Source organism: Bradyrhizobium sp. Mp27, from assembly GCF_029953005.1.
Classification (GTDB): Bacteria; Pseudomonadota; Alphaproteobacteria; order Rhizobiales; family Xanthobacteraceae; genus Bradyrhizobium; species Bradyrhizobium barranii.
In genome coordinates this window covers 55794-82276 of sequence record NZ_JASAUS010000006.1, presented here as the reverse complement: position 1 = coordinate 82276, position 26483 = coordinate 55794, and the positions used below count along the sequence as shown (strand labels likewise).

Sequence of the window (26483 nt, the reverse complement as noted above, 5' to 3'; positions counted from 1 at the left end):
CCGTCAGGTCAAACTATTCGGCGACGAAGGACGTGGTCTTGGTTCCGGAGTCGTAGCGCAGCCGAAGCGCGGTGATCTTGCAGAGGTTGACGTTCTTCCAGAGCACGGATTCGTCATAGTTCTGCCAGTCGACGCGGATGTTCCAGACACATCCCTCGTCGTCCTCTTCGAACTCGACATAGGTGCTCGCCTGGTTCTGCAAAACCTTGTCGAGCTCGTTCTCCCATTCGTCCAGGCCGTCGTCCGGCGCGTTGAAGCCCAGGAATTTGATGGCATAGCCGGTCTCGTTGACGACGGTGACGTTGCGGGCGTCGGCCGCGAACGACGGCGTAGCGGCGATCGTAAGACCGATCGCGATCAGTCCGGACAGAAAATACTTCATGTGAAATTCCCCCGATCGAAAGAGGCTCCGGTGCCTGACGTCGATCCGCGCAGGCACCGCGGCAACAAATGGCGTTGCCTCGAAGAATTCACCCGGAGCGCGATCGAGCGGTTCAACACGCGATCGATCGACGCTCCGGAGCGTGCGCGACGCGAGACGCGCACGGGCAGTTCATATCGATTCGAATTCTCCGCAGCAATGAACCGGCGTTCATAGATCGGCGGTGTTTGTTTTCTCCGGCACGGGCGCCGGCACTGCGGCGCCGTTGCTCTTTCCCGTCACGGCGCCGACCAGCGCTTTCACGGGATCCTCGCCCGGCGCAAACCCGCTCTGGCGCAGGATCTCGTCGATCATCGGGCGCAGCGCGTGCACCTTGAGGAGCTCGCCCGCAAGCCCTTCGCCGAAGCCGACATTGCCGCCGCCGGTGCCATTGCCGCCGAACGCGCCGCCGGTGTGCAGGATGCGGACGTCCTTGAGATTGCCGATCGGCTTCACCATCTCGGCCAGCGCCGAGGGCATGGTCTCGATCCGCTTCTTGGCGAGTTCGAAGTCGATGACGTTGGCGCCGAGCTTGTTCTGCGCCTCGTTCTTGAGCGTGATGATCGCGGCTTCGGCCTCGCCGATATTCCTGACGCCGACAGCCTTGATCTTGTTGGACTCGGCTTCCGCGGTGGCCAGCGTCTTGACGGCCTCGGCGCGATCGAGCGAGGCCTTCTTTTCGGCCTCGGCCGCGACGATCAGCTCGGTCGACTTGCGCTCGGCCTCGGTGCGCGCGGCGAGCACCTGGGTGAGACGGGCGCGATCGGCGACCTCGACCGCGCGTGCGGTCACGACCTTTTCCTCCGCGGAGACGGCGAGCGCCTCGGCGGTCTTGGCGTCGGCGACGGCTTCCGAGGTCTGCTTGCTCTTGGCCGCGATCTGGATCTCGTTCTCCTGCGTGGCGATCTGGATTTCGCGCTGCGCGTCGGTCTTGCGCTTGTTGATGGCGAGATCCGACTCGATGACCGCGGTTTCCTTGACCTGCTTGGCGCCGGCCTCCTTCTCGGCAACGGCGTGGTCGGTATCGATGCGGGCGTTCTCCTCGGTCAGACGCGCGGTCTGGGTTGCGGTCGCGACCTCGGCGCGGGTGCTCGCGGTCTTGTTGGCGATGTCGCGCTCCTGCGAGAGCTCGGCCTCCTTCTTGGTGCGCTCGATGGTCAGGGTCTGCTGCCGAGCCTCGAGGTCCTTTTGCGCAATCGCCACCTCGTTGTCGCGCACGATCGAGTTGCGGTCGCGCCGGCGTGTCTCAGTGACGGTCTTCAGCTGGGTCAGACCTTCGGCGTCGAAGAAGTTTTCCGGATTGAAGAATTTCACATCCGTCTGGTCGAGCTTGGTCAGCGACACCGATTCAAGCTCGAGACCGTTGGATTTTACGTCCGATTCCACGGTCGCCTGCACATGCTTGACGAAGTCGCTGCGCTTCTCCTGCAACTCCAGGATGGACATGGTGGCCGCCACCGACCGCAGGCCGTCTACGAATTTTGCCTCGACCTGGTTACGCAGGGCTTCGGCGTCATTCGTCAGCGCGCCCAGCGTCTGGCTGGCGAGCGCAATGCTCTCATCGTCAGGACGGACGCGCACGTAGAACTCGGCGACGATGTCGACGCGCAGGCGGTCCTTGGTGATCAGGGATTCCCGCTCCTTGCGCTCGACGGTGAGCCGCAGCGTCTTCAGGTTGACGCTGGCGTAGGAGTGGAAGATCGGCAGGATCATGGCGCCGCCGTCGAGCACGACCTTCTTGCCGCCGAGGCCGGTACGCACGAAGGCCTCGTCGCGAGTGGCGCGCTTGTAGAGGATGGTGAAGACGATCCCGAGGACGACGATCAGCGCGACGCCGATCATGGCCGGGACTGCGATATCGAACATGACTTTCTCCGATAAATGACTTGTCAGCTGCTTAGAGTCGGCTTGGAAGGTTTCAGTTCATCGTCGGCCTTCACCGCGACGAAACGGGTGCCGTCGCGATCGACCAGCAGGACCATCGTTCCCTGCGGCAGGGGCGATGACGACGGTGCGGCGACCGCCCAGACGAAATGGCGGTTGCCGTGGATGTCGGCGACGCTGACGCGGCCCGGCGGCCCCTGATCGAGCGGGCCGATCACGACCTCGCCGACGCGGCCGACGAGATCGCCGAGGCCGACGGCATAGCTTTCATCCTTGGGAATGACCCGCGCGATGCCCCTGCTTGCTGCGCGGACCAGCGGAATCGAGACGGCGACCGCTCCGACCGAGGCGAGCGTTGCCGGCAAGGGACCGGCCACCATCCGCGCGATGTCCTGGATCAGGAAGCCGGTGATGGAGAAGGCGCCGAGCAGCAGCAGCAGCAGGAAGATCAAGAGCGGCACGCCGCCGACATTGATCCAGGAGATGGCGTTGATCACGCCATTGTCGCTGGGGTGACCGAAATCGATGTTGGTGCCGAGCATCTCGCTGAGCGAGGCCCCGACCAGCATCGAGACCACCTCGATCGAGCCGACGATGAGGATCATGGCCGCCGCGATCGCGAACGGCCTGACCTCCGGCGACATCACGTGTTCGAGCAGAGCGCTCATGACACATTACTCAGGAGCGCGACTTCAACCGCGCCAGCCTCGCTGCAATCTCCTTGTCGCGATGCAACGTGCTGAGCTCGTCGATGTCGCTTGAATACGGGATGGCTGCCGGAACGCCGGTGGCGCGCGCCACCGCCCTGCCCGCGCGCAAGGCCTTCGCTGCCGCCGAGGCACCCCCGGACTTCCGGGGCGACGTCGTGGCCTGATGGCTTGCGTGAGCCTCGCTCTTTTCGAGATCGGCGCGGCGCTGCTCGGCATCTTGCAATGCTGACAGCACGGCGCGCAGCGACGTCACGCACTGTTCGATCTTCTCGTTATTCTCGTCGATGGCCCGGGAAAGCACCTCGAGCTGCGCCTCGAGGTCCATCTGCCGCGCAATGCCGGCGCGGGCGAGATCGTCGCGGCTATCCGCGATCGCACCCTCGATCTCGGGCGTGAGATCGGTCATCTCGCGTTCGATCTCGGTGCGGCGCGCATTGAGGCGGTATTCCTCGGCGCGCGCGGCCGCGAGCGCATCGCGCGCCTCGCTTTCCGCACGCTCGATCTCGCGGATGGCCTGGCCAACCACTTTGAGCTTGTTCTTGCCTTCCGCCTGCTCGATCGCGTCGTAGGCGATCCCGGCAATCAGGCGCCCGACCCGGGACAGGAAATTGTCAGGGGCAGCAGCGATGGTATCCATAGCGTTCTCCTCCTCTGGCAGATTGTTCGGCGTGACACCGTAATGAACTTCAAAGCCGTCGTCGGTGCGGATGAGGTGCGCGGGCGCGCTCTGGCCCCAACCCTCGGCATAGCCGGCATAGTCGAAGGGCACGCTGAAGCGCCCCTGCACGGTCGCAATCGAAATGGTGGCGGGGCCCTTGATCTTGACGAGCTTGTCGTCGAGCGGCAGGCGGCGGCCCTGCGCCGCGCGATAATCGGCGCGGTCGCGCAGACCCAGCGTCACCAGGCGCGACGGCAGTGCGGTTTCTTTCCGGATCGGCTCATAGGCATGGGCATGGAGCAGGACGACATTGGAGCCGACGTTATGGCTCCGCGCCACCTCGTCCAGGATCTCCATCATGCGGTCATAGGCCCTGAACGTCGCCTCCATGGCGGCCTTGGCGGCCGGGTCGGGGGCAAGCCTGTAACGCAGCGCGGACGGCGCGTTTCGGGGCGACGGGCTCATCGAAAGCACTAAAGCACCAATTTGGTGCTTTAGGAAGAGGAAGTCACTGATCCTTGGGCACTCCATGGATTGGTCGCTGGCGGCCATTGGTGCGTTCAAGGCGGCGGATCACTCCTGGATCACCGCCGATCAAGACTACTTGCACGCGCGGGTTGCAATTTTAGGCGAACCCAAGGGAAACCGCACTGGTCAACGTTGCCGCCGACCATCCGACTGTTAATCGGCTGGTCGATGTCCCGACACTTCCATTTTTATAGCCCGGATGGAGCCAGCGTAATCCGGGGCCCCTGTGTCCGCTGGGCGCATCCCGGATTTCGCTGCGCTCCATCCGGGCTACAGCATCGCCTCACGGCCGCCGGCACACCAGGTCGATCTCGATCAGCGCATCATAGGCGAGCCCGGTGACGCCGACACACGTGCGAGCCGGCAAACGATCCGGCGGAAAGAAGCTGCGATAGGTCTCGTTCATTGAGGCGTAGTCTTCCTTGAAACGCGTCAGATAAATCCGCGTCATCACGACGTGCTCGAGGCCGAGATCGAGGCCGGCAAGCACCACCTTCAAATTCTCCATCACGGCCCGCGTCTGCGCCTCTATGCCGTCGGGCAGCACACCCGGCGCCTGCGGCGTGTCCGGCATCTGGCCGGTGACGAAGACAAACCCCTCGGTCTCGACGGCGTGGCTGAAGGGCGCGACCGGCTTCGGTCCGCCGCTGATCATGTGGAATTTCACTTGAGATGTCCTTGTTAAGTCGCGTCCCGAAACAGGCGCTTGCTGAGGATGGCGTGCACGCCCCAATTACCGTCGACGACCTGGGTGACGCCAAAATCGACGGCGGCCGACATCAGCGCGATCGCCTCGTCCTCGCTGAGGCCTTTGACGTTCATCAGGAAGCGCCGCATTTTCCGGAACGCATCCTTCATAGCGAGGTCGAGCGAGGATTTTGTGTAGACTTCGCTTTGGCCCTGCGCGCCGAACTCGGCGAGATAGTTGGGATGGCTGAACCCGGTCAACACCCAGTCGGTCTCGGTCTCGATCAGGGGATAAGAGAGATCGGCAAAGGGCTGGCCGGCCAGTTCGGCCTTCTTGTGCAGGATCACCTCGAACGTCCCTGTCATCGAACATTCGATCGCGGTGCCGCTGAGCTCGCCGTCGCCCTGCGTGGCATGGGAATCGCCGACCGAGAGCAGCGCGCCGGGCACCGAAACCGGAAGATAGACGGTAGACCCCTTCCCCAGCCGCCAATTGTCGAGATTGCCGCCGAAATAGGACGGCGGCACGGAGTCGACGAAATCGACCTCGCGCGGCGCCACCGCGATCACGCCGAAATGCGGCCTCAGGGGAATGCGGATGCCATCGAGTACGGCATGCCGGCGCTTCACCGTGGCGGGCGCGACGGGGACGCCGGGATAGTCGTAGGTGGCGTGCACAACGCCGAAGGGGTCGGTCTGCGGCTCCCAGCGATAGGAATAAAGCGCCCGGGCGTGCGGCTCCTCGGGATCGGCGAAGATCTCGTAGATGGTGACGACCTCGCGCGGCTTGGGACCGCCGAGAAACTCGTTGTAGTGATAGCCCCACCAGGCCGCGACCGAGGAGCCGAACACGCGGCCGGCATGGTTCGGATTGCGGCTCGCACGCGGCACGATGTCGAGGATGCGCACCTCCAGCACGTCGCCGGGCTGGGCATCCTTCACCGCGACCGGCCCCGTGCAGATGTGCACGCCAAATCCTTCGCCGGCGCCGCGGCCGAACACACTCGCGTCCATCGGACCAGCGCCCCGACGATCGACGTTCTTCTTGTCCCGTGTCCAGCCGAACACGCTTTCAGCACCGGCATCGCCCGCGATCATCATCTCGGGCGCGTCGGAGGCGTGCTGCGTCAGCGTCTCGATGGTGATGGTGTCGCCCGAGGCGATCTCGATTTGCGGCGATAACGAGCGGCTGAAATAGCCCCAATGGACGCGGCTGGCCTCGACCGGGAGATGGTGATGCCCGCGTTCCGTGGTCGTCCGATCCTCGGTGCCGGCACACGCAACGGTGCTGCGTGCCTCGACGCTCGAATGCACGCGGAGCTGCGCCAGCGCCTCCTGCGGCCAGCCGCGCTGGCCGGCAATGCCGTGCTGCAAGGTCGCCCGCTCCGCCTCTTGCTGGCGAAACTCGCGCGGCGGCAGGCCGAAGCGATGACGGAAAGCGCGACTGAAATGTGCGGAATCGCCAAAGCCGTAGGCATAAGCGATCTCAGAGATCGAACGATGCGCCTCGGTCGGATTGGACAGATCGGCCCACGCACGCTGGAGGCGGCGCTCCCGGACGTAATGGGTGAAATTGTCGCCGACCGTCTCGAACAGTTTTTGCAGGTAGCGCTCGGAAATCCCCTGGGCCTGCGCGACGCGCGCCGGCGCCAGTTCGGGATCGTCGAGCCGCCGCTCGATGGTCTGGCAGATGCGATGCAGCAGTGCGGCCTGCGTCGCACTCGATCCGGCATCGGACGTCGAGGCCGTCAGTTGATGCGCGAGCGTCAGGAGCAGATCAACGAGCGACTGCGCGACCGAATTCCATTCGGCATCGCTCAGCATGTCGAGCGTGCGCGCGGTCGCGTCCAGCAGACGCGAGAACACATCGGCAAAGCCGCTGGGTGAAACCACGCGGGGCTCGCCGAGCCGCGGCTTGCCCGAGAGGCGTCCGTGCAGCGCTTCCGAGGTCACCGACAGCACGATGGCCCGCATGTCACGCTGGAACACGATGCTCCAGTCCCCGCTCCGTGGCAGCAGCACGAGATGGCCGACCGGAACGATGCGGTGGCCGCCGGCACTCTTCAGCACCATGCCGTCCTCGACCGGCATCAGCGCGATCGGAAGGTCTTCATTCGGTTGCGAAAGAGGCGCGACGCTTTGCGCGCCAGCGGCCATGCGCGTCAGCGCAACACCTGGGGCATGGCGATGCGATGCGGTTGCATGTCCGTCAAAGAAGGAATGGCCGGTCGCCGGTTGCAGGCCGACCGCCGCCAGCACGTCCCGCCAGGCTTCGGGGCGGTCGTCTTGCGCGTAGGACTCGCTCGTGAACGGCCGGAAGCTCATCGGATCAACCCAGATTGCAGTTGATCGAAGCAACCTCTGTGCCAGACGAACGCGGTCATCCGTCGCAGCAACGGGCCGCAAATGAGGTTCGGTGGTCAAGCGTTCATCCGAGAAATGGAATTTCCTTCAGAGTGTTAGAGCCCAATTGCTGCATCAAGCACGCTGTGTAGCCCGGATGGAGCGAAGCGTAATCCGGGATTCGGGCCACCATTGATGCTGTCCCGGATTGCGCTTCGCTCCATCCGGGCTACGGGGCATCAATCGCAGCGAAAGATGTTCTTGCGGATCGTGCCGTGGACGCCCCAATTGGCGTCGACGACCTGGGTGACGCCGAAATCGGCGCCGACCGACAGCAGCGAGATCGCCTCGTCCTCGCTGAGACCGTGCACGGTCATCAGGAACCGCCGGAGTTTTCTGAACGCATCGCGCATCGCACGGTCGAGGCTCGAGTGGTTGGCAATCTCGGTTTGCGCATCGGCGCCGAGTGCGGCGAGATAGTTCGGATACGTGAAGCCGTAGAACGACCAGGCCTGATCGGTCTCCAGCATCGGATGGTCGAGGCCCTCCAGGTTGGTGCCGGCCAGATCAGCCTCCTTGTGCAGGATGAACTCGAAATCGCCGGTGAGCGAGGTCTCGATTGCGGTGCCGCCGAGCTCGCTGTCGCCTTGCGCGGCGTGGGGATCGCCGACCGAGAAATAGGCGCCGGGGACTGCGACCGGATAGAACATCCGCGCGCCCTTGCCGATGCGCCAGTCGTCGATGTTGCCACCGGTGTAGCTCGGCGGGATCGAGCTGACGAAATCGGCTTCCGACGGCGCGAGGCCCATGGTGCCAAAATGCAGACGCGTGGGCACCCTCACGCTCGACAGAATGTTTTCGCGCTTCCTGACGGTGTCGTGATCGACACGCACGCCGGGATAGTCGATGGTGGGATGCACGATGCCGTCGGGGTCGGTCTGCGGTGTCCAGACGTAGTTGTAGACCGCTTTCGCATAGGGCTCGCCCGAGGTGTCGAGCTCGAAGATGGTGACGACCTCCCGCGGCTTCGGCTCCTCGATCAGGTCGTGATAGTGAAAGCCCCAGTTTGCGGCGACGTTGGAGCCGAAGCAGCGGCCGACGTGGCAGGCGCTGCAGCTCGGCCGCGGCCTGATATCGAGGATGCGCACTTCCAGGATGTCACCGGGCTCGGCGCCTTCGATCGCGACCGGTCCGGTGAGGAGATGCACGCCGATCCCCTCGCCCGCGCCACGGATGAAAGGGCCTTCGACCGGGCCCGAGCCGCGGCGCGCGACCGCCTTGTGCTCGCGCGTCCACTGGAACACGCTCTCGGCGCCGGGATCGCCCTGGATCATGCGCTCGTAATCGTCATTGGCATGATGGGTCAGCGTCTCGATGGTGGCGCGATCCCCAGAGCGCAATGTCAGGGCCGGCGTCACCTTTTTGGAGAAATAGCCCCAGTGGACGGTCTTCGGCGAAACCGGCAGCGTGAAATGCTTCATGAGATGGCCTCTTCGGGAGTCTTGAACCTTACGAAGGCAGCGCTCATCGCACCGCCTCCGGAGTCTTGTCGGCTTCCATCACGCTGAGGAAACGCGCCGTCAGCGGATTGCGGGGATTGGTGAGCACCTCGTGCGCCGGCCCCTCCTCGATGATCGCGCCGCCGCTCAGGAAAGCGACGCGGTCGGCGACTTCATCGGCAAAGCGGATCTGGTGCGTCGAGATGATCATGGTGAGGCCGTCGTCGATGGCGAGCCGCCGGATCACTTCCAGCACCTCGTTGACGAGCTCGGGATCGAGCGCCGAGGTTGGCTCGTCCAAAAGCAGCACGCTTGGGTTGGGCGCCAGCGCGCGGGCGATGGCGACGCGCTGCTGCTGACCGCCGGAGAGATGTCGCGGCAGCGCGTCGGCGCGATGCGAGAGACCGACACGGTCGAGCAGCTCGGTGGCGGGACGGTCGGCGTCGATGCGGGTCATCCCGTGGACCCAGCGCAAAGGCCCGGCGATGTTTTCGCGTGCCGACAGATGGGCGAACAAATTGAACTGCTGGAACACCATGCCGACACCGACGGTTGCCCGCTCGTTGGCGATCGCCCGCGGTGACAGCAACTTGCCGTCGTCGCCAAAGCCGAGGCGGCGGCCGCCGACGCGCACGGTGCCTCCGTCCCAGCTTTCGAGATGGTTGATGCAGCGGAGCAGCGTGCTCTTGCCCGAGCCGCTGGGGCCGAGCAGCGCGACCACTTCGCCGACGCGAACGGTGAGATCGAGGCCGCTGAGCACCTTTTGCGTGCCGTAGCTCTTGGTGAGGTCCTTGGTTTCGACCGCGATGTTGTTGCGCGCGATCGTCGCGAAACGCCGCGTACGCTCCTCTCTGGTCAGAGCAAGCGGCGGCGTTTCGGTCAGCTCTGCCTGCGCGGGTTCGGGATCGGCGACGGTCGCCTCCGCAAGCTCCAGCTTGGTGCCGAGATCGACGCGGCGCCAGGGCAGATAGTCGGCGAGCTTGCGCTCCCGCCCTTTGGCGCGGTCGAGATCGAGCAGCCATTCGACGAACAACTGGATGACGCTGATGGCGAAGGTCAGCACGAGGTACAAGAGGCCAGAGGCGAAGAAGATCGAGAAGAAGTCGAAGGTCGAGGACGCCAATTGGGTCGAGCGCAAGGTCAGCTCCTGGACTGCGACGACGGACGCCAGCGAGGAATTCTTCAGCGCGCTTACCGCTTCGTTGCCGAAGGCCGGGATCATGGTGCGGATCGCTTGCGGCGCGATCACCCGCCACATCAGGATCCGCGGCGTCATGCCGAGCGCCTGTCCGGCCGTCACCTGCCCGCGATCGACGCCGAGCACGCCGGCGCGCAGCATCTCGGCGATGAACGGCGCCTCGTTGCAGGCGAGCGCGAGGCCGGCGGCAAGCACCGCCGGCAGCTTGATGCCGATATGCGGCAACGCGTCGTAGGCGAACACCATCTGAAGGATCAGCGGCGTACCGCGGAAGATCACGGTGTAGGCCCTGGCGATCGCCGCCAGGGGCCAGAAGCGCGAGAGCTGCATGCCGGCGAGGATCAATCCGAGGATCAATCCGCCGCCGAGCCCGAGGGCGGTCACCTCGAGGGTGAGCTCGATGCCCTCGAGCAGATACGGCATGCTCAGGTAATGGAGGAACAGCGACATCAGTCAGCCGTCAGAATGTCCGGCTCCTTGAAGTTGTTCACGTCGAGCCCATGCTTCTTCAGAAGCTCCATATGCGTGCCGGCCTTCTGTACCTCGATCAGTGCGGCCAGCACGGCGTCGCGGAATTTCGGCTTGTCCTTCCGGACGGCGATGCCGACCGAATACGGGATCGTCACCGCGATCGCCTTCTCCAGCTTGTCCGGATAGGCCTTCACCGCACTGTCGACGGTGTTGACGTCGTTGATGTAGGTGTCGGCGCGGCCGGCCAGGATCGCCTGGATGCAGTTGGCGTTGTTGTCGTAGAGCTGGATTGTCGGCTCGGCCTTGCCGGCCTTCTTGCATTCCGGGATCAGGGCCTGGATCAGGGGCACCTCGACATAGCCGGTGTTTTCGGCGGCCGCCGTGCCGCACATCGACATGTTGATGCCGTTGATGCCCTTCGGATTGCCCTTGGCGACCAGCACGCCGTCGAACACTTTCGAGTATGTGATGAAGTCGGCGGCCTTGGCGCGCTCCTTGGTGGCGTAGATGTCGGAGATGACGATGTCCGCCTGGCCGGCAGCGAGTGTTGTGAGGAGTGCTGCGAAGGTCACCGGCTTGTAGGTCAGCTTGAAGCCGAGGCATTCGCCGATGGCTTCGCCAAGATCGATGTCGAAGCCGATATATTTGCTGGGATCCTTCGGGTCGATTGTCTCATAGCCCGGCGTGTGCGGGTTGATCGCGTTGACGAGGGTCTTGCCCTTCCAGTCCGGATATTTCTCCTGGAGTGCGGCGCAAGCGGCGGGCGCGGCGGCCTGCGCGCTCAACGGTGCCGCGGCGACGAAGCCGAAAGCGATGGTGGCGCCGAGCGCGACCTTGCGCCATGGCAATGATGCGCGTGCGATCCCCCGTGCAAGGGGCAATACCCGTGTCTCCATCTCCAGCTCCTTCGAATTGTCATGGCACTGGCCATGTTCCAGATCTTGGGAACGAGCCTAGGTGGAGTGCGGACGGGAAAGCTTGTCCGCGGGCGTACAAAAAATTGGATGAATGGGGCCCGCGAATTGGGCAGCCCGCTGCACAAAAACTGTTCGTGCGTCAGGTGTCCTGCGGCACGCAATTCCGAATTCGGGAGAACCAAATGATCTCGCGCGACGCAATGATCTGCACGGTTGGAGAATCAATCAGTCAGGATATTTGACAGAGATATGACGTTCGCTGACGGAAATGAGGCGCGGGGCAGACGCATCTGTGGACGACGTCCACAGCATCTCACCGCTTTCCACAGCCTGTCCGCAGCATATCCACAGGCCGACTATGCCGGATTCGCGAGGCCGCACGAGCCACTTGCTGCGCACAAACCCACAGGGCGGCTATGTCAGCCGCCGGCCAGGTCGAAGACGGTGCGGCAAGCCTCGCTCAAGCTTGAGCGGTTACGGCGCAGACAGGCCGTGATGGCGCGGACGTTGGGGATCTCGCCGGCGCAGAGCCGGTAGACGTCGGGGGTGCAGGCCCGACGCTGCTCCGGAGTTCCCTGCTGCGCATTGGCGGCGGAGGCGAACAGCGCCAGGAACAGCCCGACCGTCGAGGCGCGGCGCGCCCGGCTCCTCGCACTCGCAAACCGTAAGAACCTTGCCTTCACGACCAAGTCTCCCGTCTGCCTTGCCCGCCCCCGGCCTTCGCTGGCCGGTGTCGTGCCGAGGGGTAGGAGAAATAAATCGCGGGGGATGTGATCTCTTTCACACTGCGGCCGGACGGGAGGAACGTACGGTTCCGCGGGGATTTTAAGGAATCGCTAACCAATCAGAGTTCGATCGCCGGATCGTTAAAATGCGAACGATCGGCTCAATCGGGTAACAAACCGGCTTTGCGACATTGCGCCATCCGCGTTCTGCGAGGGTGCGATGAGCGAAGCCGAATTCAACTTGCTGCTGGATGCCGTCCGGGACGCCATGGTCTATCAAGATTTCGCGCCCGAGCCGGAGGAGGAATTCGTGCCCCGCTCGTGGTCGTACGTCGCAACGCCCAAAGCCGCCAATGACAATGAGGGCGCCTGGCCCCTTCTGCCGTTTCCGGACGGCTGGTACGCGGCCGGTTGAGGCCACTTTCAACGTCAACCGATGCGCCCGCTCCCGCCGGCGTTTTGCTATCGGCCATGCGCCGGAACGGCGCGGCGCCGATCAGGTCTTGACCCGCTCCTCGCCGTCCTGCGGCGCCCGGTCGGGTGCGGCCGGCGGAAAGATGCTGTCATAGATCGCACGGGCCTCGCGAATGAGGCGAGCCCGCTCCAGCTCGGATTTCGGGACAAATCGGACGACGTCGCTCACGTGCTCTCCAGCTCCAGGGGTTCGTGACGCATCACTTCGCAGATGCGAAGTCTATGCCATCGGGCCTGAATCGCTGGTGTCCGCCAAGCCCCGGGCAAACCCGGTGTACACGGCCTGGCAGGCCTCAACCGCGTGCTCCGCGGAACGCGCGGTGAGCAAAATTTATGATGAAATATCAGGAGGTTGTTATGGAGGCCACGACCAGAATTGAACTGGTGTACACGGTTTTGCAGACCGTTGCGTAACCACTCCGCCACGTGGCCCCGTAAGGGCGGAGCAATATAGGGGATCAATGGCTTAGGCAACCCCGACCGGGCGTTTACGCCTTTGCCGCGCCGGAACCGGCGAGATATTTCGCAAGAATCGCATCGGTCGGGCCGGCCGCGGTGATCCGCCCCTCCTCCAGCAGGATCGCGCGGTTACAGGTGCTCTGGATCAGCTCGATGTCGTGCGAGGCCAGCACCAGGATGCCGGCACGGGCCACGATCTCGTCGAGCCGCTGCCGCGCCTTCCGGCGGAATTGCTGATCGCCGACGCCGATCCATTCGTCGAGCAGCACGATCTCGCCGTCCACGGCGGTTGCGACCGCGAAGATCAGGCGCAGCATCATGCCACTGGAATAGGTGCGCAGCGGCAGATCGAGCCTGTCACCGAGCTCGGTGAACTCGGCGATCTCCGCCCGGCGCGCATCGATCTCGGAGCGCCGCGCGCCGATCACGAGCCCGCGGCGTATGATGTTCTCATAACCTGTCGCCTCCTCGTCGAAGCCGGCCGACAGGTCGAACAGCGACAGGCAGCGGCCAAGCACGTCCACGCTGCCGGCGGTCGGATGATAGATGCCGGCGAGCACCCGCAGCAGCGTGGTCTTGCCGGCGCCGTTGGCGCCGATGATGGCGACGCGGTCGCCGGCGCGGATGTCGAGACTGACGTCGTTGAGCGCGGAGACGATGTGCGGCACCGTCGACGTCCGGCGCAGCGTCACCGCGCTGACGAAGCGGCTGCGCAGCGAACGGTCGCGGAACGACAGCACCGGAAAGTTGACCGAAACATTGCGAAGCACGATGTGGGCAGCAAGGCTCATGCGCGCCTCACAGCCAATACGCCACGCGGTGGCGGTATTTTGCGTAGCAGCCGAAGGCGATGACCGCTACGACGATCGCATAGATCACCCCGAGCAGCCATTGTTGCGGATCGGTCGGCTGCGACAGCAGCGGCCTGCGCACGAGGTCGAGCAGCGTCGCGAACGGATTGGCGCGGATCAGCCAGTCGAACGCGGTGCCGCGCAGGGCGTCCTCGGTCCAGATGATCGGCGTCAGGAAGAAGATGAATTGCAGGCCGCTGACGATCGCCGTGCCGATATCGCGAAAGCGCGCGCAGAGCATGCCGAGCGCGACCGAACCGCCGAGCAGAACGAACAGCAGGATCGCAAAGCCGGGCACCGCCAGCAGCATGTTCCAATGCAGCGGCCAGGGCATCACGATGTAGAGCAGCACCACGATCACCAGATGATGCGCGAAGATGAGCACGTTGCGCGCGATCATCTGGAGCACATGCACGATCAGCGGCGCCGGCACGGCCTTGATCAGGTGGCCGGACGCCACGAAGATGCTTGAGCCTTCCTGGAGCGTCGTCGCGATCAGGGTCCAGACGATCAGGCCGACGGCGAAGGGCGGCAGGAAACCGGCGATGTCCTGCTTGAACAGTGCTGCGTAGACCGTGCCGACACTTGCGATCGTTGCTGCCAGCGTCAGCGTGATCCAGAGCGGGCCGATCACGGTGCGCCGGTAACGCAGCGAAATGTCCATCAGTGCGAGCGTGCCCCACCGATCGGGCCGCGCCGCCTGTGCGAGGATTTCCTTCGCCGCTGGCTGAATTCGACTGCCCCTTCCGCTTCCGGCTTTCCGATTCTGCGACAGGATAGCCGCTCATCAGCCGCTGGTCTCTATCCGGCCGCCGTGCGCCGGGCAATCAACCGTACGGAGGATGATGAAGGCCGAGGTCAGGCCCGCTTGCGGCGGCGGAAGTCGCGTCGACCGCCCTTTGGGGCCGGCTTCGGAGCCAGTTCCGGCATCTCGGCCTGCACCTCGCGATAGCGGGTCAACATCCGTTCAAAACTCGCATTCAGCGTCTCGGCGATGTCCGGACGCTTCTCAAGACTGGCCAGGATCGTCGCGGCGGCCTCGATGGTCGACAGCCCGTCCTTGCGCGGCTCCTTCCGCAGGCGGCCGTAGCGTGAGGGATTCGCCGGGTTGAGGATGACGCGCTGGCATTTCAGCATCCAGGGGTTGCGCCACCACAGCGCCTTGGCCTGGCTCCAGGTGCCGTCGAGCAGCACCACGCCTTCGAGCTTGCCGAGGATCGAGCGCTGGTTCTCCGCCACCTCGCCCTTGCGGTTGAGCGCCAGAATCTCGCCCTCGGCTTCGAGATCGGCCGCGCGGGCCGAGCCGAGATAGAGCACCGCCCAGTGCGAGGCGTTCTCTATCGGCCGCCCCAGCGCCTTGGACAGGCTCGGCCAGGACAGGCCGACCCGCACCGTGGCATCGTCGAAATGCTTCGCAAGCAGCCGCGCGGTGCCGAGCGCCCTATCCTGCTCCTGCGGATGCTGGAGGATCAGGAGCGAAAGCCGGTTTTCAACCGGCGTGACGCTGTCGCAGATGCACAGCGGCATCGGCTTCTGGCAGTGCGGGCATTCGGGGATCGGATCGGCCGGCGCGGCGGCGGTGGGGTTCGACATGGCCGCCGCTATACGCTTCGAACGGCCGTTCAACAACCTATTCCGCGGGCGCAGCGAGCGGACGCGGCTCGGAGCGGCGGCGCAGGCGGTCGATCAGCAGGTAGATCACGGGCGTCGTGTAGAGCGTCAGGATCTGCGAGACGAACAGGCCGCCGATGATGGTGATGCCGAGCGGACGGCGGAGCTCCGTGCCCGGACCGGTCGCGATGACCAGCGGAATGCCGGCGAACAGCGCCGCCATGGTCGTCATCAGGATGGGGCGAAAGCGCGCCTGGCAAGCCTCGAAGATCGCCTCCGCCGAGGACAGGCCGCGCTGGCGCTCGGCATCGAGCGCGAAGTCCACCATCATGATGCCGTTCTTCTTGACGATGCCGATCAACAGGATGATGCCGACGAAGGCGATCACCGTCAGCGGCGTGTTGGTGAGCTGCAAGGCGAGCAGTGCGCCGAGCCCGGCGGACGGCAGCGTCGAGATGATCGTCAGCGGATGGGCGAGGCTCTCATAGAGCACGCCGAGCACGATATACATCGCCACCAGCGCGCCGAGGATCAGCAGCGGCTGGCGGCCGCTGGTCCTGGCGAAATCGCCCGCGTTGCCGTCGAAACTGCCGCGAATGCCTTCCGGCATGTGCAGCTCCTCGACCGCGCGCTGCACGTTCTGGGTGGCGGTCTGAAGCGGCACGTCCGGCAACAGGTTGAACGACACCGTGGTCGAGGGAAACGCCTGCGAATGATAGACCGCCAGCGCAGCGAGCCCGCGCGTCGCATGCACCACGGCCGATAGCGGCACCTGCGCGTCATTGGCACCGGCGACATAGATGCGATCGAGGTTGGATGGGTCGACCTGGAATTTCGGGTCGATCTCCAGCACGGTCATATACTGGTTGCGCTGGGTGTAGATGATCCCGATCTGCCGCTGCGAAAATGCATTGTTGAGCGCGTTGTCGATGTCCTGGACCTTGACGCCGAGCGCCGAGGCCTTCTGGCGGTCGATCGAGAGCGTGAGCTGAAGCCCGCCGGGATCGCGGTCGCTGGAAATATCGGTGATGCCCTCGACGCTCTCCATGCGCTTGGCCACGATCGGCGCCCACTTCTGGAGCAGGCTGAGATCGGTGCTGGTCAGCGTGTACTGGTAGTCGGAATCGCTCTGCCTTCCGCCGGCACGGACGTCCTGGGCGGCGAACATGAACAGGCGGATGCCAGGCACCGGGTACAGGGCGCGCCTGAGACGGTCGATCACGACCTGCGTCGAGACGTGGTCGCGCTCCTCCGGCGGCTTCAGGCTGATGAACATCGTGCCGCGGTTCGAGGTCGCTCCCCCCGGCCCGCCTCCGCTGCCGACCGTCGAGCCGATGCCGGCCACGGCCGGATCCTGCATTACGATGTCGGCGAGCCGCTGCTGCAGGCCGAGCATGGATTGGAACGAAATGTCGGCCGAGGCGCGCGTCGCGCCGATGACGAAGCCGGAATCGTCGGTCGGGAAATAGCCCTTGGGGACCTTGATGTAGAGCGTCACCGTGAGGCCGATGGTGGCGAAGAACACCAGCAGCGTCAGCAGCGGATATTGCAACACGGTGCGCAAGCTGCGGGCGTAAAACGCGACCACGCGCGACAGCGAACCTTCGATCACCCGATCGAACAGCGTTGCGGACCCCGACGTGGTCTGCCGGATGTAATGGGCGCAGATCATAGGCGTGACCGTCAGCGACACCAGCGTCGAGACCAAGATCGCGAAGGTCAGCGTCAGCGAGAACTCGCGCAAGAGCCGGCCGACGATGCCGTCCATGAAGATCAGCGGCGTGAAAGCCGCGATCAGCGACAGGCTGATCGAGACCACGGTGAACCCGATCTGCCGTGCCCCTACCAGGGCCGCCTGGAGCGGCCGCATGCCATGTTCGAGATTGCGGTACATGTTCTCGATCATGACGATGGCGTCGTCGACCACGAAGCCGACCGAGATCGCCAGCGCCATCAGCGACAGATTGTCGATCGAGAAGCCCGCGACCCACATCCCGGCACAGGTTCCGGCCAGCGCCAGCGGCACGGAGATGCCGGCCGCGATCGTCGGCGTCAGCCGCCGCAGGAACACGAACACCACGACCATCACGAGGACGGCGGTTGCCAGCAGCGTCCACTGCATGTCGAGCACGCTGGCGCGGATCGTGCTGGTGCGATCGACCAGCGTGGAAATATCGACACCCGCCGGGATCCATTGCTTCAGCGCCGGGATCAGCGCCTTCACCCGGTCGACGGTGTCGATGACGTTGGCGTCGCCCTGCTTGGTGATCTGGATCAGCACCGCCGGCTGCTTGTTGAACCAGGCGATCGAGCGAGCGTTGCGGACGGAGTCCTCGATGTCGGCGACGTCGGACAGCCGGACGAAATTGCCGTTCGAGCTCTTGATGATGATGTCGCGGAACTCTTTCGCGGTCCGCATCTGCTTGTTCAGCGACAACGTCTCGCTCTGGCGCTCGCCGTTGAAGATGCCGACGGGACCAAGCGGGTTGGCGTTGATGATCGCGGTCCTGACGTCGTCGGTGGCGATGCCGGCGTTGGACAGTGCGACGGGGTTGAGCTGCACGCGCACCGCCGGCTGGTCGGCGCCGCTCACCGTCACGTCGCCGACACCAGGCACCTGCGAGATGCGCTGCGCGAGCACGGTATCGGCGACGTCGTAGATAGCGCTGGCGGACAGTGTCTTCGAGGTCAGCGCCAGCACGAAAACAGGCGCGCCGGCCGTGTTCGCCTTGCGGAAACGCGGCAGCGTCGGCAGGTCGCTCGGTAGGTCGATCAACGCCGCGTTGATCGCCGCCTGCACGTCGCGCGCGGCCTTGTCGATGTTACGGCCGATGTCGAACTGGAGCTGGATGCTGGTCGTGCCGAGCGACGACGTCGAGGTGATCTGGTTGATGCCCGCGATCTCGCCGAGCCGACGCTCCAATGGCGAGGCCACCGTCGCCGCCATGACGGACGGGTCGGCACCCGGCCGGCTGGCCGACACGAAGATGGCGGGGAAGTCGACGTTCGGGACCGAGGCGACGGGCAGGAACTCGTAGGCGACGACACCCAGCAGGAACAACCCGATCGACAGCAGCGTGGTCGCGACCGGGCGGCGGATGAACGGCTCCGAGATCGATGCCATCACTGCATCCCCTCGGTCGCGCCCGCGACCGGCGGACCGCCGGATTCAGCCGGCGGCAGCGCCTGCTCGAGGCGGCGGTTGATGCGGTCGAGCGCGAGGTAGATCACGGGCGTGGTGTAGAGCGTCAGCAGCTGGCTCAGCAGCAGGCCGCCAATGATGGAGATACCGAGCGGAAAGCGCAGCTCGGCGCCGGTGCCGCTCTCGATCGCGAGCGGCAGCGCGCCGAACAGCGCCGCCAGCGTCGTCATCATGATCGGACGGAAGCGCAAGAGACAGGCCTGCACGATCGCCTCGTTCGGCGACATCCCCTGCCCGCGCTCGGCCTCGAGCGCGAAGTCGATCATCATGATCGCGTTCTTCTTGACGATGCCCATCAACAGGATGATGCCGATCAGGCCGATCACCGAGAGGTCCTGCCCGCACAGCATCAACGCCAGGATCGCGCCGACGCCGGCCGAGGGCAGCGTCGACAGGATGGTGATCGGGTGGATATAGCTCTCATAGAGCACGCCCAGCACGATGTAGATCGTGATCACGGCGGCGAGCAGCAGCCAGGGCTGGCCGGCGAGCGCCTTGGCGAATTCGGCGGCATCGCCGGCATAGACGCCGACGATGCTGTTGGGCATCTCGATCCGGGTCTCGATCGTCTTCACCGCCTCGACGGCATCGCCGAGCGCGGCGCCCGGGGCGAGGTTGAAGCTGAGCGAGATCGACGGGAATTGCGCCTGGTGCGAGATCGCGAGCGGCGCCGTGGTGCGCTTCAGCGTCGCCACGGCGGAAAGCGGCACCTGGGCGTTGGGCGCGCCCACGATGCTGCTCGCCGCGCCCGGCAGATACAGCTTCGACAGGATCGAGGGATCGCGCTGGTACATCGGCAGCGCCTCCAGCACCACGCGGTACTGGTTGGCCTGGCCGTAGATGGTCGAGATCTGCCGCTGCGCGAACGCGTCGTTGAGCGTGTCGGTGATTCCTTGCAGGCTCACGCCGAGCTGTCCGGCCCGGGTCCGGTCCACGTCGAGCTGCGCCCGCAGGCCGCCCTCCTGCGCCTCCGAGGACACGTCGCGGAACAGTGGATCGCGCCGCATTTCGGCAACGAGCTTGCGCGCCCATTCCGACACCAGCGCCGCATCAGTGCCGGTCAGCGTGTACTGGTATTGCGAGCGACTCGACTGGGTCGAGATCTGCACGTCCTGCACCGGCTGGAAATAGACGGTCATGCCGGGGATGGCCGACACCCGCTCCTTCAGCCGGGTCACCACCGCGCTGACGTCGTCGCGCCGCTCGCCGCGCGGCTTCAAGGTCATGACCAAGCGCCCGACATTGGTGGTCGGGTTGACCGAGCCCGCCCCGATCACCGAGACCACGCCGACCACATCAGGATCGGCCTTGATGGCGTCGGCCGCCTCGGCCTGCCGCTTCTGCATCTCGGTGAACGACACGTCGGGTCCCGCCTCCGTCACCGCCGTGATCGAGGCGGTGTCCTGAAGCGGCAAAAAGCCCTTTGGCGCGACGACGTAGAGGACGAGGGTCGCGACCAGCGTGGCGAACGTCACGAGCAGCGTGGCGCGCTGGCGTTCCAGCACCCAGAGCAGCGTCCGGTGATAGAACTCGACGGTGCGGTCAATGAAGCGGCTGATCGCGGCCAATCCCGGCACCGCCAGTTCCTCATGGGCGTGCTTGAGCAGCCGCGAGCACATCATCGGCGTCAGCGTCAGCGAGACCACGGCCGAGGTCACGACCGCGATCGTCAGCGTCAGCGCGAATTCGCGGAACATGCGCCCGACGAGGCCCGACATGAACAGCAGCGGGATGAACACCGCGATCAGGGACACCGTCAGCGAGATCACGGTGAAGCCGATTTCGCTGGCCCCCTTCAGCGAGGCCTCCATCGCGCCATCGCCGTTCTCCATGTGGCGGACGATGTTCTCGATCATGACGATGGCGTCGTCGATGACAAATCCGGTGCCGATCGTGAGCGCCATCAGCGACAGATTGTCGAGGCTGAAGCCGGCGAAATACATGATGCCGAAGCTGGTGATCAGCGACAGCGGCAGCGCGACGCCCGCGATCAGCGTGGCCCGCAGCGAGCGCAGGAACAGCAGCACCACCAGCGTCACCAAGACGACGCTGAGGATCAGGGTGAACTGCACGTCGCGGACCGAGGCGCGGATGGTGACGGTGCGGTCAGAGACGATGGTGAGGTTCACGCCGGCCGGAATGGCGCGCTGGACTTTTGGGATTTCCGCCCGGATCTGGCTGACGACATCGATGACGTTGGCGCCGGGCTGGCGCTGGATGTCGATGATGACCGCCGGCGTGCCCTGGTACCAGCCGCCGGTGCGGTCGTTCTCGAGGCCATCCACGATCTGCGCGACGTCGCCGATCGTGACCGGCGAGCCGTTGCGGTAGGCGATGATAACAGGCTTGTAGGCGTCGGCAGCGGCGATCTGGTCGTTGGCGGCGATGATGTAGGATTGCTGCGCGCCGTCGAGCGAGCCTTTTGGCCCGGAGACGTTGGCATTGGAGATCGCGGTGCGCAGATCCTCCATGGCGATGCCATAGGCGGCGAGGCGCGCCAGATCCGCCTGGATGCGCACGGCCGGCTTCAGCCCGCCGAGCACCGAGACCCGGCCGACGCCGGAGATCTGGCTCAGCCGCTGCGCCAGAAGCGTGTCGGCGATGTCGCTCATCGCCCGCAGCGAGATCGTGTCGGAGCGAAGCGCCAGCGTCATCACCGGTGCGTCCGCCGGGTTCACCTTGGCGTAGGTCGGCGGATAGGGCAGCGTCTTGGGCAGCACGCCGGCCGCCGCGTTGATCGCGGCCTGCACGTCCTGGGTCGCGCCGTCGATGTCGCGGTTGAGATCGAACTGGAGCGAGATCTGGCTGACGCCGAACGAGCTCGTCGAGTTCATCGCCGTCAGCGACGGGATCTGGCCGAGCTGCCGCTCCAGTGGCGCGGTGATCAGCGAGGCGATCACGTCGGGGCTCGCGCCCGGAAGCTGTGTCGACACCTGCACGGTCGGGAAATCGACCTGCGGCAGCGCCGAGACCGGCAGCGAGAAATAGCCGAGCGCGCCCCCGATCAGCAGGGCGATGCCGAGCAGCGAGGTCGCGATCGGGCGGCGGATGAAGGGTTCGGAGACGCCCATGGGATCTGCCTGCCGCTCAGGCGGCTGTTGTCGGGATCATGGCTGCTTGGCTCCAGGTCCCGATGCCCCCGGCCCCGGTGCCGGTCCGGTCTGCCCCTTCTGGTCGCCTTCGCTGCTGCTCCGTTTGCGGTGCTCGCCGTCCTTGCCCTGTCCGTCCTTTTGCCCGTCCTTGGCCTGCCCATCCTTCTTCTGGCCATCCGGGCCGCGCGTGCGCTTGCGCGGGGCGAGATCGGCCGACGGTGTCTGGTCATCGCGGCCGACGACCACCTTGGACCCGTCGGACAGATTGGCAAAGCCCGTCGTGACGACCTTGTCGGTCGGCGACAACCCGCTGGCAATGACGGCGTCATGCTCGTTCTGCTGGGTCACGGTCACCGGCTTGGCGGAGACGACATTGTCCTCGCCGATGACGTAGCTGAAGGTGCCGATCGGTCCGCGCTGCACCGCCGATGTCGGCACCACCAGCGCCTGCATCAAGGTCTCGACCTTGAGGCGGACATTGACGAACTGGCCCGGCCAGAGCTGGTAATTGGCGTTGGGGAATTCCGCCTTGAGCTTGAGCGTGCCGGTGGTCTGGTCGACCTGGTTGTCAATGCCGGTGAGCTTGCCGGTGTCGATCACGGTGATGCCGTCATTGCCGAACACGTCGACCGCGAGCGTGCCCTTCGACGCCGCCGCGTTGACGCGCATGATCTGCTGCTGCGGCAGGCTGAACCACACCGCGATCGGCTGCAATTGCGTGATCACCAGGAGGCCCGTGGCGTCGGCGGCGTGGATGATGTTGCCCTGGTCGACCTGCCGCAGGCCGGCGCGGCCCGAAAGCGGCGCCACGATCTTGGTGTAGCTCAACGTCGCTGCCGCATTGTCGATCGCGGCCTGGTCGGCCTTCACCAGCGCCTCGGTCTGCGCGACCAGCGCGCGCTGGGTGTCGGCCTGCTGCTTGGAGCCGGCATTGGAAGCAGCGAGTTGCTCGTAGCGCGTCAAGTCGATGCGCTGGTTGGCGAGCTGGGCCTCGTCCTGCGCCTTCTTGGCGACCGCCTGGTCATACGTCGCCTGGTAGAGCGCGGGGTCGATCTCGCCGAGCACGTCGCCCTTCTTGACGTCCTGGCCCTCGGTGAATTTCACGGCGATCAGCTTGCCGTCGACCTGCGAGCGCACCGTCACGGTGTTGAGCGCGCGGATCGCGCCCACGCCGTCGAGATAGACTGGCACGTCCTGAATGCGCGGGGTCGCCGCCAGCACAGGCACCGGCAGATCGGGCCGCTGGTTGCGGCCATTCGCCTGCTGCGGTTGCTGATGCCAGACGGTCCAGCCGAAATAGCCGAGCCCGCCAAGGATGGCGAGCGTGATCAGGGTCATGACGAAGCCGCGGCCGCGCGATTTCTTCGCCGTCCCTTCTTTCGCGCCTTCCTTCGTATCCGGCTTAAAGAGCATTGACCGGTTTCTCCATTCGCGGCTCCCAGCCGCCGCCGAGCGCCTGATATAGGCTGACGATGGCGAGAAGCCGTGCGAGTTGGGCCTGCCACAACGCATCTTCGGCCTGAAATAGTGTCTGCTGGACGTTCAGCACAGTCACGATGTCGGCCGTGCCGGCGCGCAATTGCTGCTCGGCGAGATCGAAGGCGCGCTTCGACGAGGTAACGACATCGCGCTGCAATTGTAGCTTGATCGTGGTCTGCTTGATCGAATACAGCGCGTTGTCGACGTCCGCAAACGACTGGATGATGGTCTTGCGGTAGGTCTGAAGCAACTCGTCCTGCCGCGCCTTGGCGAACTCGAAATTGCCGAGGATCTTGCCGCCGTCGAAGATCGGCTGCGTCGCGCTGCCGACGAGCTGGAAGAACGCAGCATGCGGCTGGAACAGCGACACCAGCGCCGAGCTCTGATAGCCGCCATTGCCGGTGAGCTGGATCGTCGGAAAGAATTGCGCGCGGGCATTGCCGATGTTCGCGGTCGCCGAGGCGAGCTGTGCCTCCTGGCGGCGGATGTCGGGCCGCTGCGTCAAAAGCTCCGACGGCAGGCCGGGCGTAACGCGCGGGATGGCGATCTTGTTCAGCGAGCCGCCGAGCACGCGGACGCTCTCCGGCGGCCGTGACACCAGCACGGCGAGTGCGTTGACGTTCTGGTCGAGCGTCTGGCGCAGCGGCGGCACCAGCGCCTTCTGGTTGGCGACCACGCTCTCCTGCTGGGCGACGTCGAGATCGGTCCCGGTGCCGGCCTTGCGGCGCTCGCGAATGGCATCAAGGATCCGCTGCGCGCTGGCGATGTTGCTCTGGGCGGTGCGCAACCGGTCCTGCGAGGCCAGCACCTGGAAATAGGCGTTGGCAACGCCTGCCAGCGTCGTGAGCGCGACGACGTCACGATCGAACCGGTTGGCATTCGCCGTCTCTTCCGCGGTTTGCAGCGCGTCACGGTTCTGGCCCCAGAAATCGAGCTGGTAGCTCGCGCTCAGCGAAGCCGAATAGTTGACGACCTCGCGGCCGCCGATGGACAGGCCCGAGGCGCTCGAACCCGAGGTGCGTGAATAGGTTTCCGATCCGCCGCCCGACAGGCTCGGCAATAGCGCCGCGCCCGCCTGCCGCGCCTGGGCGTCGGCCTGGACGATGCGCGCGACGGCGGCGGCGATGTCGAGATTGACGGTCTGCGCCTCCTCCATCAGTTGCGTCAGCTCCGCGGAGCGAAAGCCGCGCCACCAATCCAGCGACGGCGGCGCATCCGGCTTGCCCGCGTATTTGTATTGCGTCGGAACATCGAGTGCGGGATCGGGCAAATCCTGCGTCAGCACGCAGGCGCCTGAACTGGCGGCAAGGCACGCCACGGCAGCCCATCGCGCCGCACGCGACGCCCGGAACGTAAGGCCGGGAGATCGCCTCATGGCGACCGCAGGACCATCCTGTGTCACATCCACCCCCCGCCGGGCAGATCGATCCGCCACCGCACAGCCGGATTAACCGATTCGTGGCGGGCCGGCCGGGGGCGATTATGTAACTCGTTCACAGCCGTGATGCTTTCTGCGGAACCTGAAGTTCATACTAGCGGGGCGCGGAACAGGGGGACAGTCCCGCACCTGCGAAATGCGGCCCCGAATGCGTCAATGTCGAACTCGCGCAAATACAAAAGATGCCTGTGTCACAGGGCTTTTTTGTATTCCAACCTCGCTCCGAGGCGCATTCAAGCTTACCAAGATTTCATGTGATATTGCTGCCGCGCCGACGCCAGCGCCACCGGTCCCGGCGGGCGCTCCACCGAAACCTGCGCCGCGGCGCACCGCAGCTTCCCCGGCCTTGGCTGAGCGCATGGCGCGCTATGATCGGCGGCTGGCCTGCAATTGCGCTGTGCACACGGCGGTGGACTGCCGGAGGTACCCCGCCAGCACCTTGGCGACCGGCGCAACGCGCACCTATATCATGCGCATGATTCGACGCTGACCGTTTGCGGGGCGCCCTCGGGTCCAGCGATATGAGGCGTATGGGGGCGCCTGGCTCGCGGTCGGACAGTATCCGTTCAGGTGATGGATCCGCCGATGTCGCATATCATCTCGGTGACGTCAGACACCATAGACACAGTGCTTGCCGATCTGCCGCGCATCGTTCGGCTCGCACTCAGTTTTGGCGCGCGGCTGCGGAGAGGAACGCTCGACGTCACCCTGCCCGACGGACGCGTGATCCGCCTCGGCGGCCAGGAGCCGGGCCCGAATGCGGCGATGCGGCTGCACAATTACGGCTTCGCGTCGCGCCTCATCAACGGCGGCGACATCGGCATCGCGGAGGCCTATCTCGCCGGCGACTGGGATACGCCGGACCTGACGCAATTCCTCTACCTGTTCTGCGTCAATCACGATCTGATCCAGGCCATGCTGAACGACAAGCCGCTGATGCGGTTCGTCCAGCTGCTGCAGCACTGGTTCAACCGCAACACCCGCCGTCAGGCGCGGCGCAACATCCACGCCCATTACGACATCGGCAACGCGTTCTATTCGGCCTGGCTCGATCCCGGCATGACTTATTCCTCGGCGCTGTTTGAGGAGAGCACCTCTGATCTCACGGCAGCCCAGACCAATAAATACCGCCGGCTCGCCGAGGCGCTCGACCTGAAGCCGGACCAGACGCTGCTCGAGATCGGCTGCGGTTGGGGCGGCTTCGCCGAGTTCGCCGCAAAGACCTTCGGCACGCGCGTGGTGGGCCTCACGATCTCGACCGAGCAGCGCGATTTTGCGCAGAAGCGCATTCACGAGGCGGGCCTTGCCGACAAGGTCGAGATCCGTCTTCAGGATTATCGCGACGAACGCGACCGCTACGACCGCATCGCCTCGATCGAGATGATCGAGGCCGTCGGCGAGCAGTTCTGGCCGAAATATTTCGCCCAGTTGCGGGACCGGCTGCTGCCCGGCGGCCTCGCCGGCATCCAGGCGATCACCATCCAGGACAGGCTGTTCCAGAGCTACCGGCGCGAGGTGGACTTCATCCAGCGCTACGTCTTTCCCGGCGGCATGCTGCCCTCGCCCGCCGTGCTCAAGTCGCTCGGCGACAGGTTCGGCCTGCCCGTCATTCGCGAGCGCATCTTCGGGCAGGATTATGCCAAGACGCTGGCCACCTGGCGGAATAACTTCCAGACGGCTTGGCCGGGCCTCGTGCCGCTCGGCTTCGATGACCGGTTCCGGCGGCTGTGGGAGTATTACCTGTCCTATTGCGAGGCCGGATTCCTGTCCGGGAATATCGACGTCAGGCAAGTCATCTTCGCAAAGCAGCAATAGGGGTTTGCGGGGTCGGCTTGC

Annotated in this window: 20 protein-coding genes and 1 tRNA gene; 2 read left to right on the top strand and 19 right to left on the bottom strand. The window is 65.2% G+C overall.

Annotated features, from left to right (window positions below; genetic code table 11):
- Positions 1-13 precede the first annotated feature (13 nt).
- The 10 genes from QJT78_RS06285 to QJT78_RS06240 all read right to left on the bottom strand — a co-directional run bounded on the left by QJT78_RS06285 (position 14) and on the right by QJT78_RS06240 (position 11999).
- Complete coding sequence (locus QJT78_RS06285) at positions 14-382, bottom strand: hypothetical protein (protein ID WP_038943733.1); 369 nt, start codon at positions 380-382, stop codon at positions 14-16.
- A gap of 210 nt (positions 383-592) precedes the next feature.
- A complete protein-coding gene (locus QJT78_RS06280; protein ID WP_028147595.1) occupies positions 593-2287 on the bottom strand; it encodes a flotillin domain-containing protein in 1695 nt (564 codons plus the stop codon).
- A gap of 23 nt (positions 2288-2310) precedes the next feature.
- Complete coding sequence (locus QJT78_RS06275; protein WP_038943732.1) at positions 2311-2973, bottom strand: OB-fold-containig protein; 663 nt, start codon at positions 2971-2973, stop codon at positions 2311-2313.
- A gap of 10 nt (positions 2974-2983) precedes the next feature.
- Positions 2984-4147: a PspA/IM30 family protein gene (locus QJT78_RS06270; RefSeq protein ID WP_049807706.1), complete on the bottom strand. Its 1164-nt coding sequence runs from the start codon at positions 4145-4147 to the stop codon at positions 2984-2986.
- Positions 4148-4484: 337 nt separating this feature from the next.
- Positions 4485-4868: a RidA family protein gene (locus QJT78_RS06265; RefSeq protein WP_028147598.1), complete on the bottom strand. Its 384-nt coding sequence runs from the start codon at positions 4866-4868 to the stop codon at positions 4485-4487.
- A 14-nt stretch (positions 4869-4882) separates the two neighbouring features.
- The gene (locus QJT78_RS06260; protein WP_038943730.1) at positions 4883-7213 is read right to left on the bottom strand and encodes an acetamidase/formamidase family protein; all 2331 of its coding nucleotides are present in this window, start codon (positions 7211-7213) and stop codon (positions 4883-4885) included.
- A 257-nt stretch (positions 7214-7470) separates the two neighbouring features.
- Entirely contained in the window at positions 7471-8712 is a 1242-nt protein-coding gene (locus tag QJT78_RS06255) for an acetamidase/formamidase family protein (protein ID WP_028147600.1), read from the bottom strand.
- Between the two features lie 43 nt (positions 8713-8755).
- On the bottom strand, positions 8756-10378 hold the full coding sequence (locus QJT78_RS06250; protein WP_281460196.1) for an amino acid ABC transporter permease/ATP-binding protein: 1623 nt from the start codon (positions 10376-10378) through the stop codon (positions 8756-8758).
- On the bottom strand, positions 10378-11295 hold the full coding sequence (locus QJT78_RS06245) for an ABC transporter substrate-binding protein (RefSeq protein WP_028147602.1): 918 nt from the start codon (positions 11293-11295) through the stop codon (positions 10378-10380). Before QJT78_RS06245 ends, QJT78_RS06250 begins: the two co-directional genes overlap by 1 nt.
- A gap of 440 nt (positions 11296-11735) precedes the next feature.
- Entirely contained in the window at positions 11736-11999 is a 264-nt protein-coding gene (locus tag QJT78_RS06240; RefSeq protein WP_028147603.1) for a hypothetical protein, read from the bottom strand.
- A gap of 262 nt (positions 12000-12261) precedes the next feature.
- On the opposite strand from QJT78_RS06240, the gene QJT78_RS06235 reads away from it, so the two are divergent.
- Positions 12262-12456 (top strand): hypothetical protein, encoded by a 195-nt coding sequence (locus QJT78_RS06235; protein WP_014495402.1) that lies wholly within the window; start codon positions 12262-12264, stop codon positions 12454-12456.
- Positions 12457-12537: 81 nt separating this feature from the next.
- Here the strand turns inward: QJT78_RS06235 and QJT78_RS06230 are convergent, their stop codons facing one another.
- The 9 genes from QJT78_RS06230 to QJT78_RS06190 all read right to left on the bottom strand — a co-directional run bounded on the left by QJT78_RS06230 (position 12538) and on the right by QJT78_RS06190 (position 24584).
- Complete coding sequence (locus QJT78_RS06230) at positions 12538-12684, bottom strand: hypothetical protein (protein WP_008132040.1); 147 nt, start codon at positions 12682-12684, stop codon at positions 12538-12540.
- 189 nt (positions 12685-12873) lie between these two features.
- Positions 12874-12947: transfer RNA gene (locus QJT78_RS06225), tRNA-Cys, on the bottom strand.
- A gap of 56 nt (positions 12948-13003) precedes the next feature.
- A complete protein-coding gene (locus tag QJT78_RS06220) occupies positions 13004-13765 on the bottom strand; it encodes an ABC transporter ATP-binding protein (RefSeq protein ID WP_028147604.1) in 762 nt (253 codons plus the stop codon).
- A gap of 7 nt (positions 13766-13772) precedes the next feature.
- On the bottom strand, positions 13773-14489 hold the full coding sequence (locus QJT78_RS06215) for an ABC transporter permease (RefSeq protein WP_028147605.1): 717 nt from the start codon (positions 14487-14489) through the stop codon (positions 13773-13775).
- 194 nt (positions 14490-14683) lie between these two features.
- Positions 14684-15418: a tRNA-uridine aminocarboxypropyltransferase gene (locus tag QJT78_RS06210; protein WP_028147606.1), complete on the bottom strand. Its 735-nt coding sequence runs from the start codon at positions 15416-15418 to the stop codon at positions 14684-14686.
- A 37-nt stretch (positions 15419-15455) separates the two neighbouring features.
- The gene (locus QJT78_RS06205) at positions 15456-18560 is read right to left on the bottom strand and encodes an efflux RND transporter permease subunit (protein WP_038943727.1); all 3105 of its coding nucleotides are present in this window, start codon (positions 18558-18560) and stop codon (positions 15456-15458) included.
- Entirely contained in the window at positions 18560-21709 is a 3150-nt protein-coding gene (locus QJT78_RS06200) for an efflux RND transporter permease subunit (protein ID WP_028147608.1), read from the bottom strand. Before QJT78_RS06200 ends, QJT78_RS06205 begins: the two co-directional genes overlap by 1 nt.
- A gap of 36 nt (positions 21710-21745) precedes the next feature.
- Positions 21746-23143, bottom strand: a complete 1398-nt coding sequence (locus tag QJT78_RS06195; protein WP_028147609.1) for an efflux RND transporter periplasmic adaptor subunit — start codon at positions 23141-23143, stop codon at positions 21746-21748.
- Positions 23133-24584, bottom strand: coding sequence for an efflux transporter outer membrane subunit (locus tag QJT78_RS06190; RefSeq protein WP_028147610.1), 1452 nt, complete (start codon positions 24582-24584; stop codon positions 23133-23135). Before QJT78_RS06190 ends, QJT78_RS06195 begins: the two co-directional genes overlap by 11 nt.
- 648 nt (positions 24585-25232) lie before the next feature.
- Between QJT78_RS06190 and QJT78_RS06185 the strand changes: the two genes are divergently transcribed.
- Complete coding sequence (locus QJT78_RS06185; RefSeq protein WP_028147611.1) at positions 25233-26462, top strand: cyclopropane-fatty-acyl-phospholipid synthase family protein; 1230 nt, start codon at positions 25233-25235, stop codon at positions 26460-26462.
- Positions 26463-26483 lie beyond the last annotated feature (21 nt).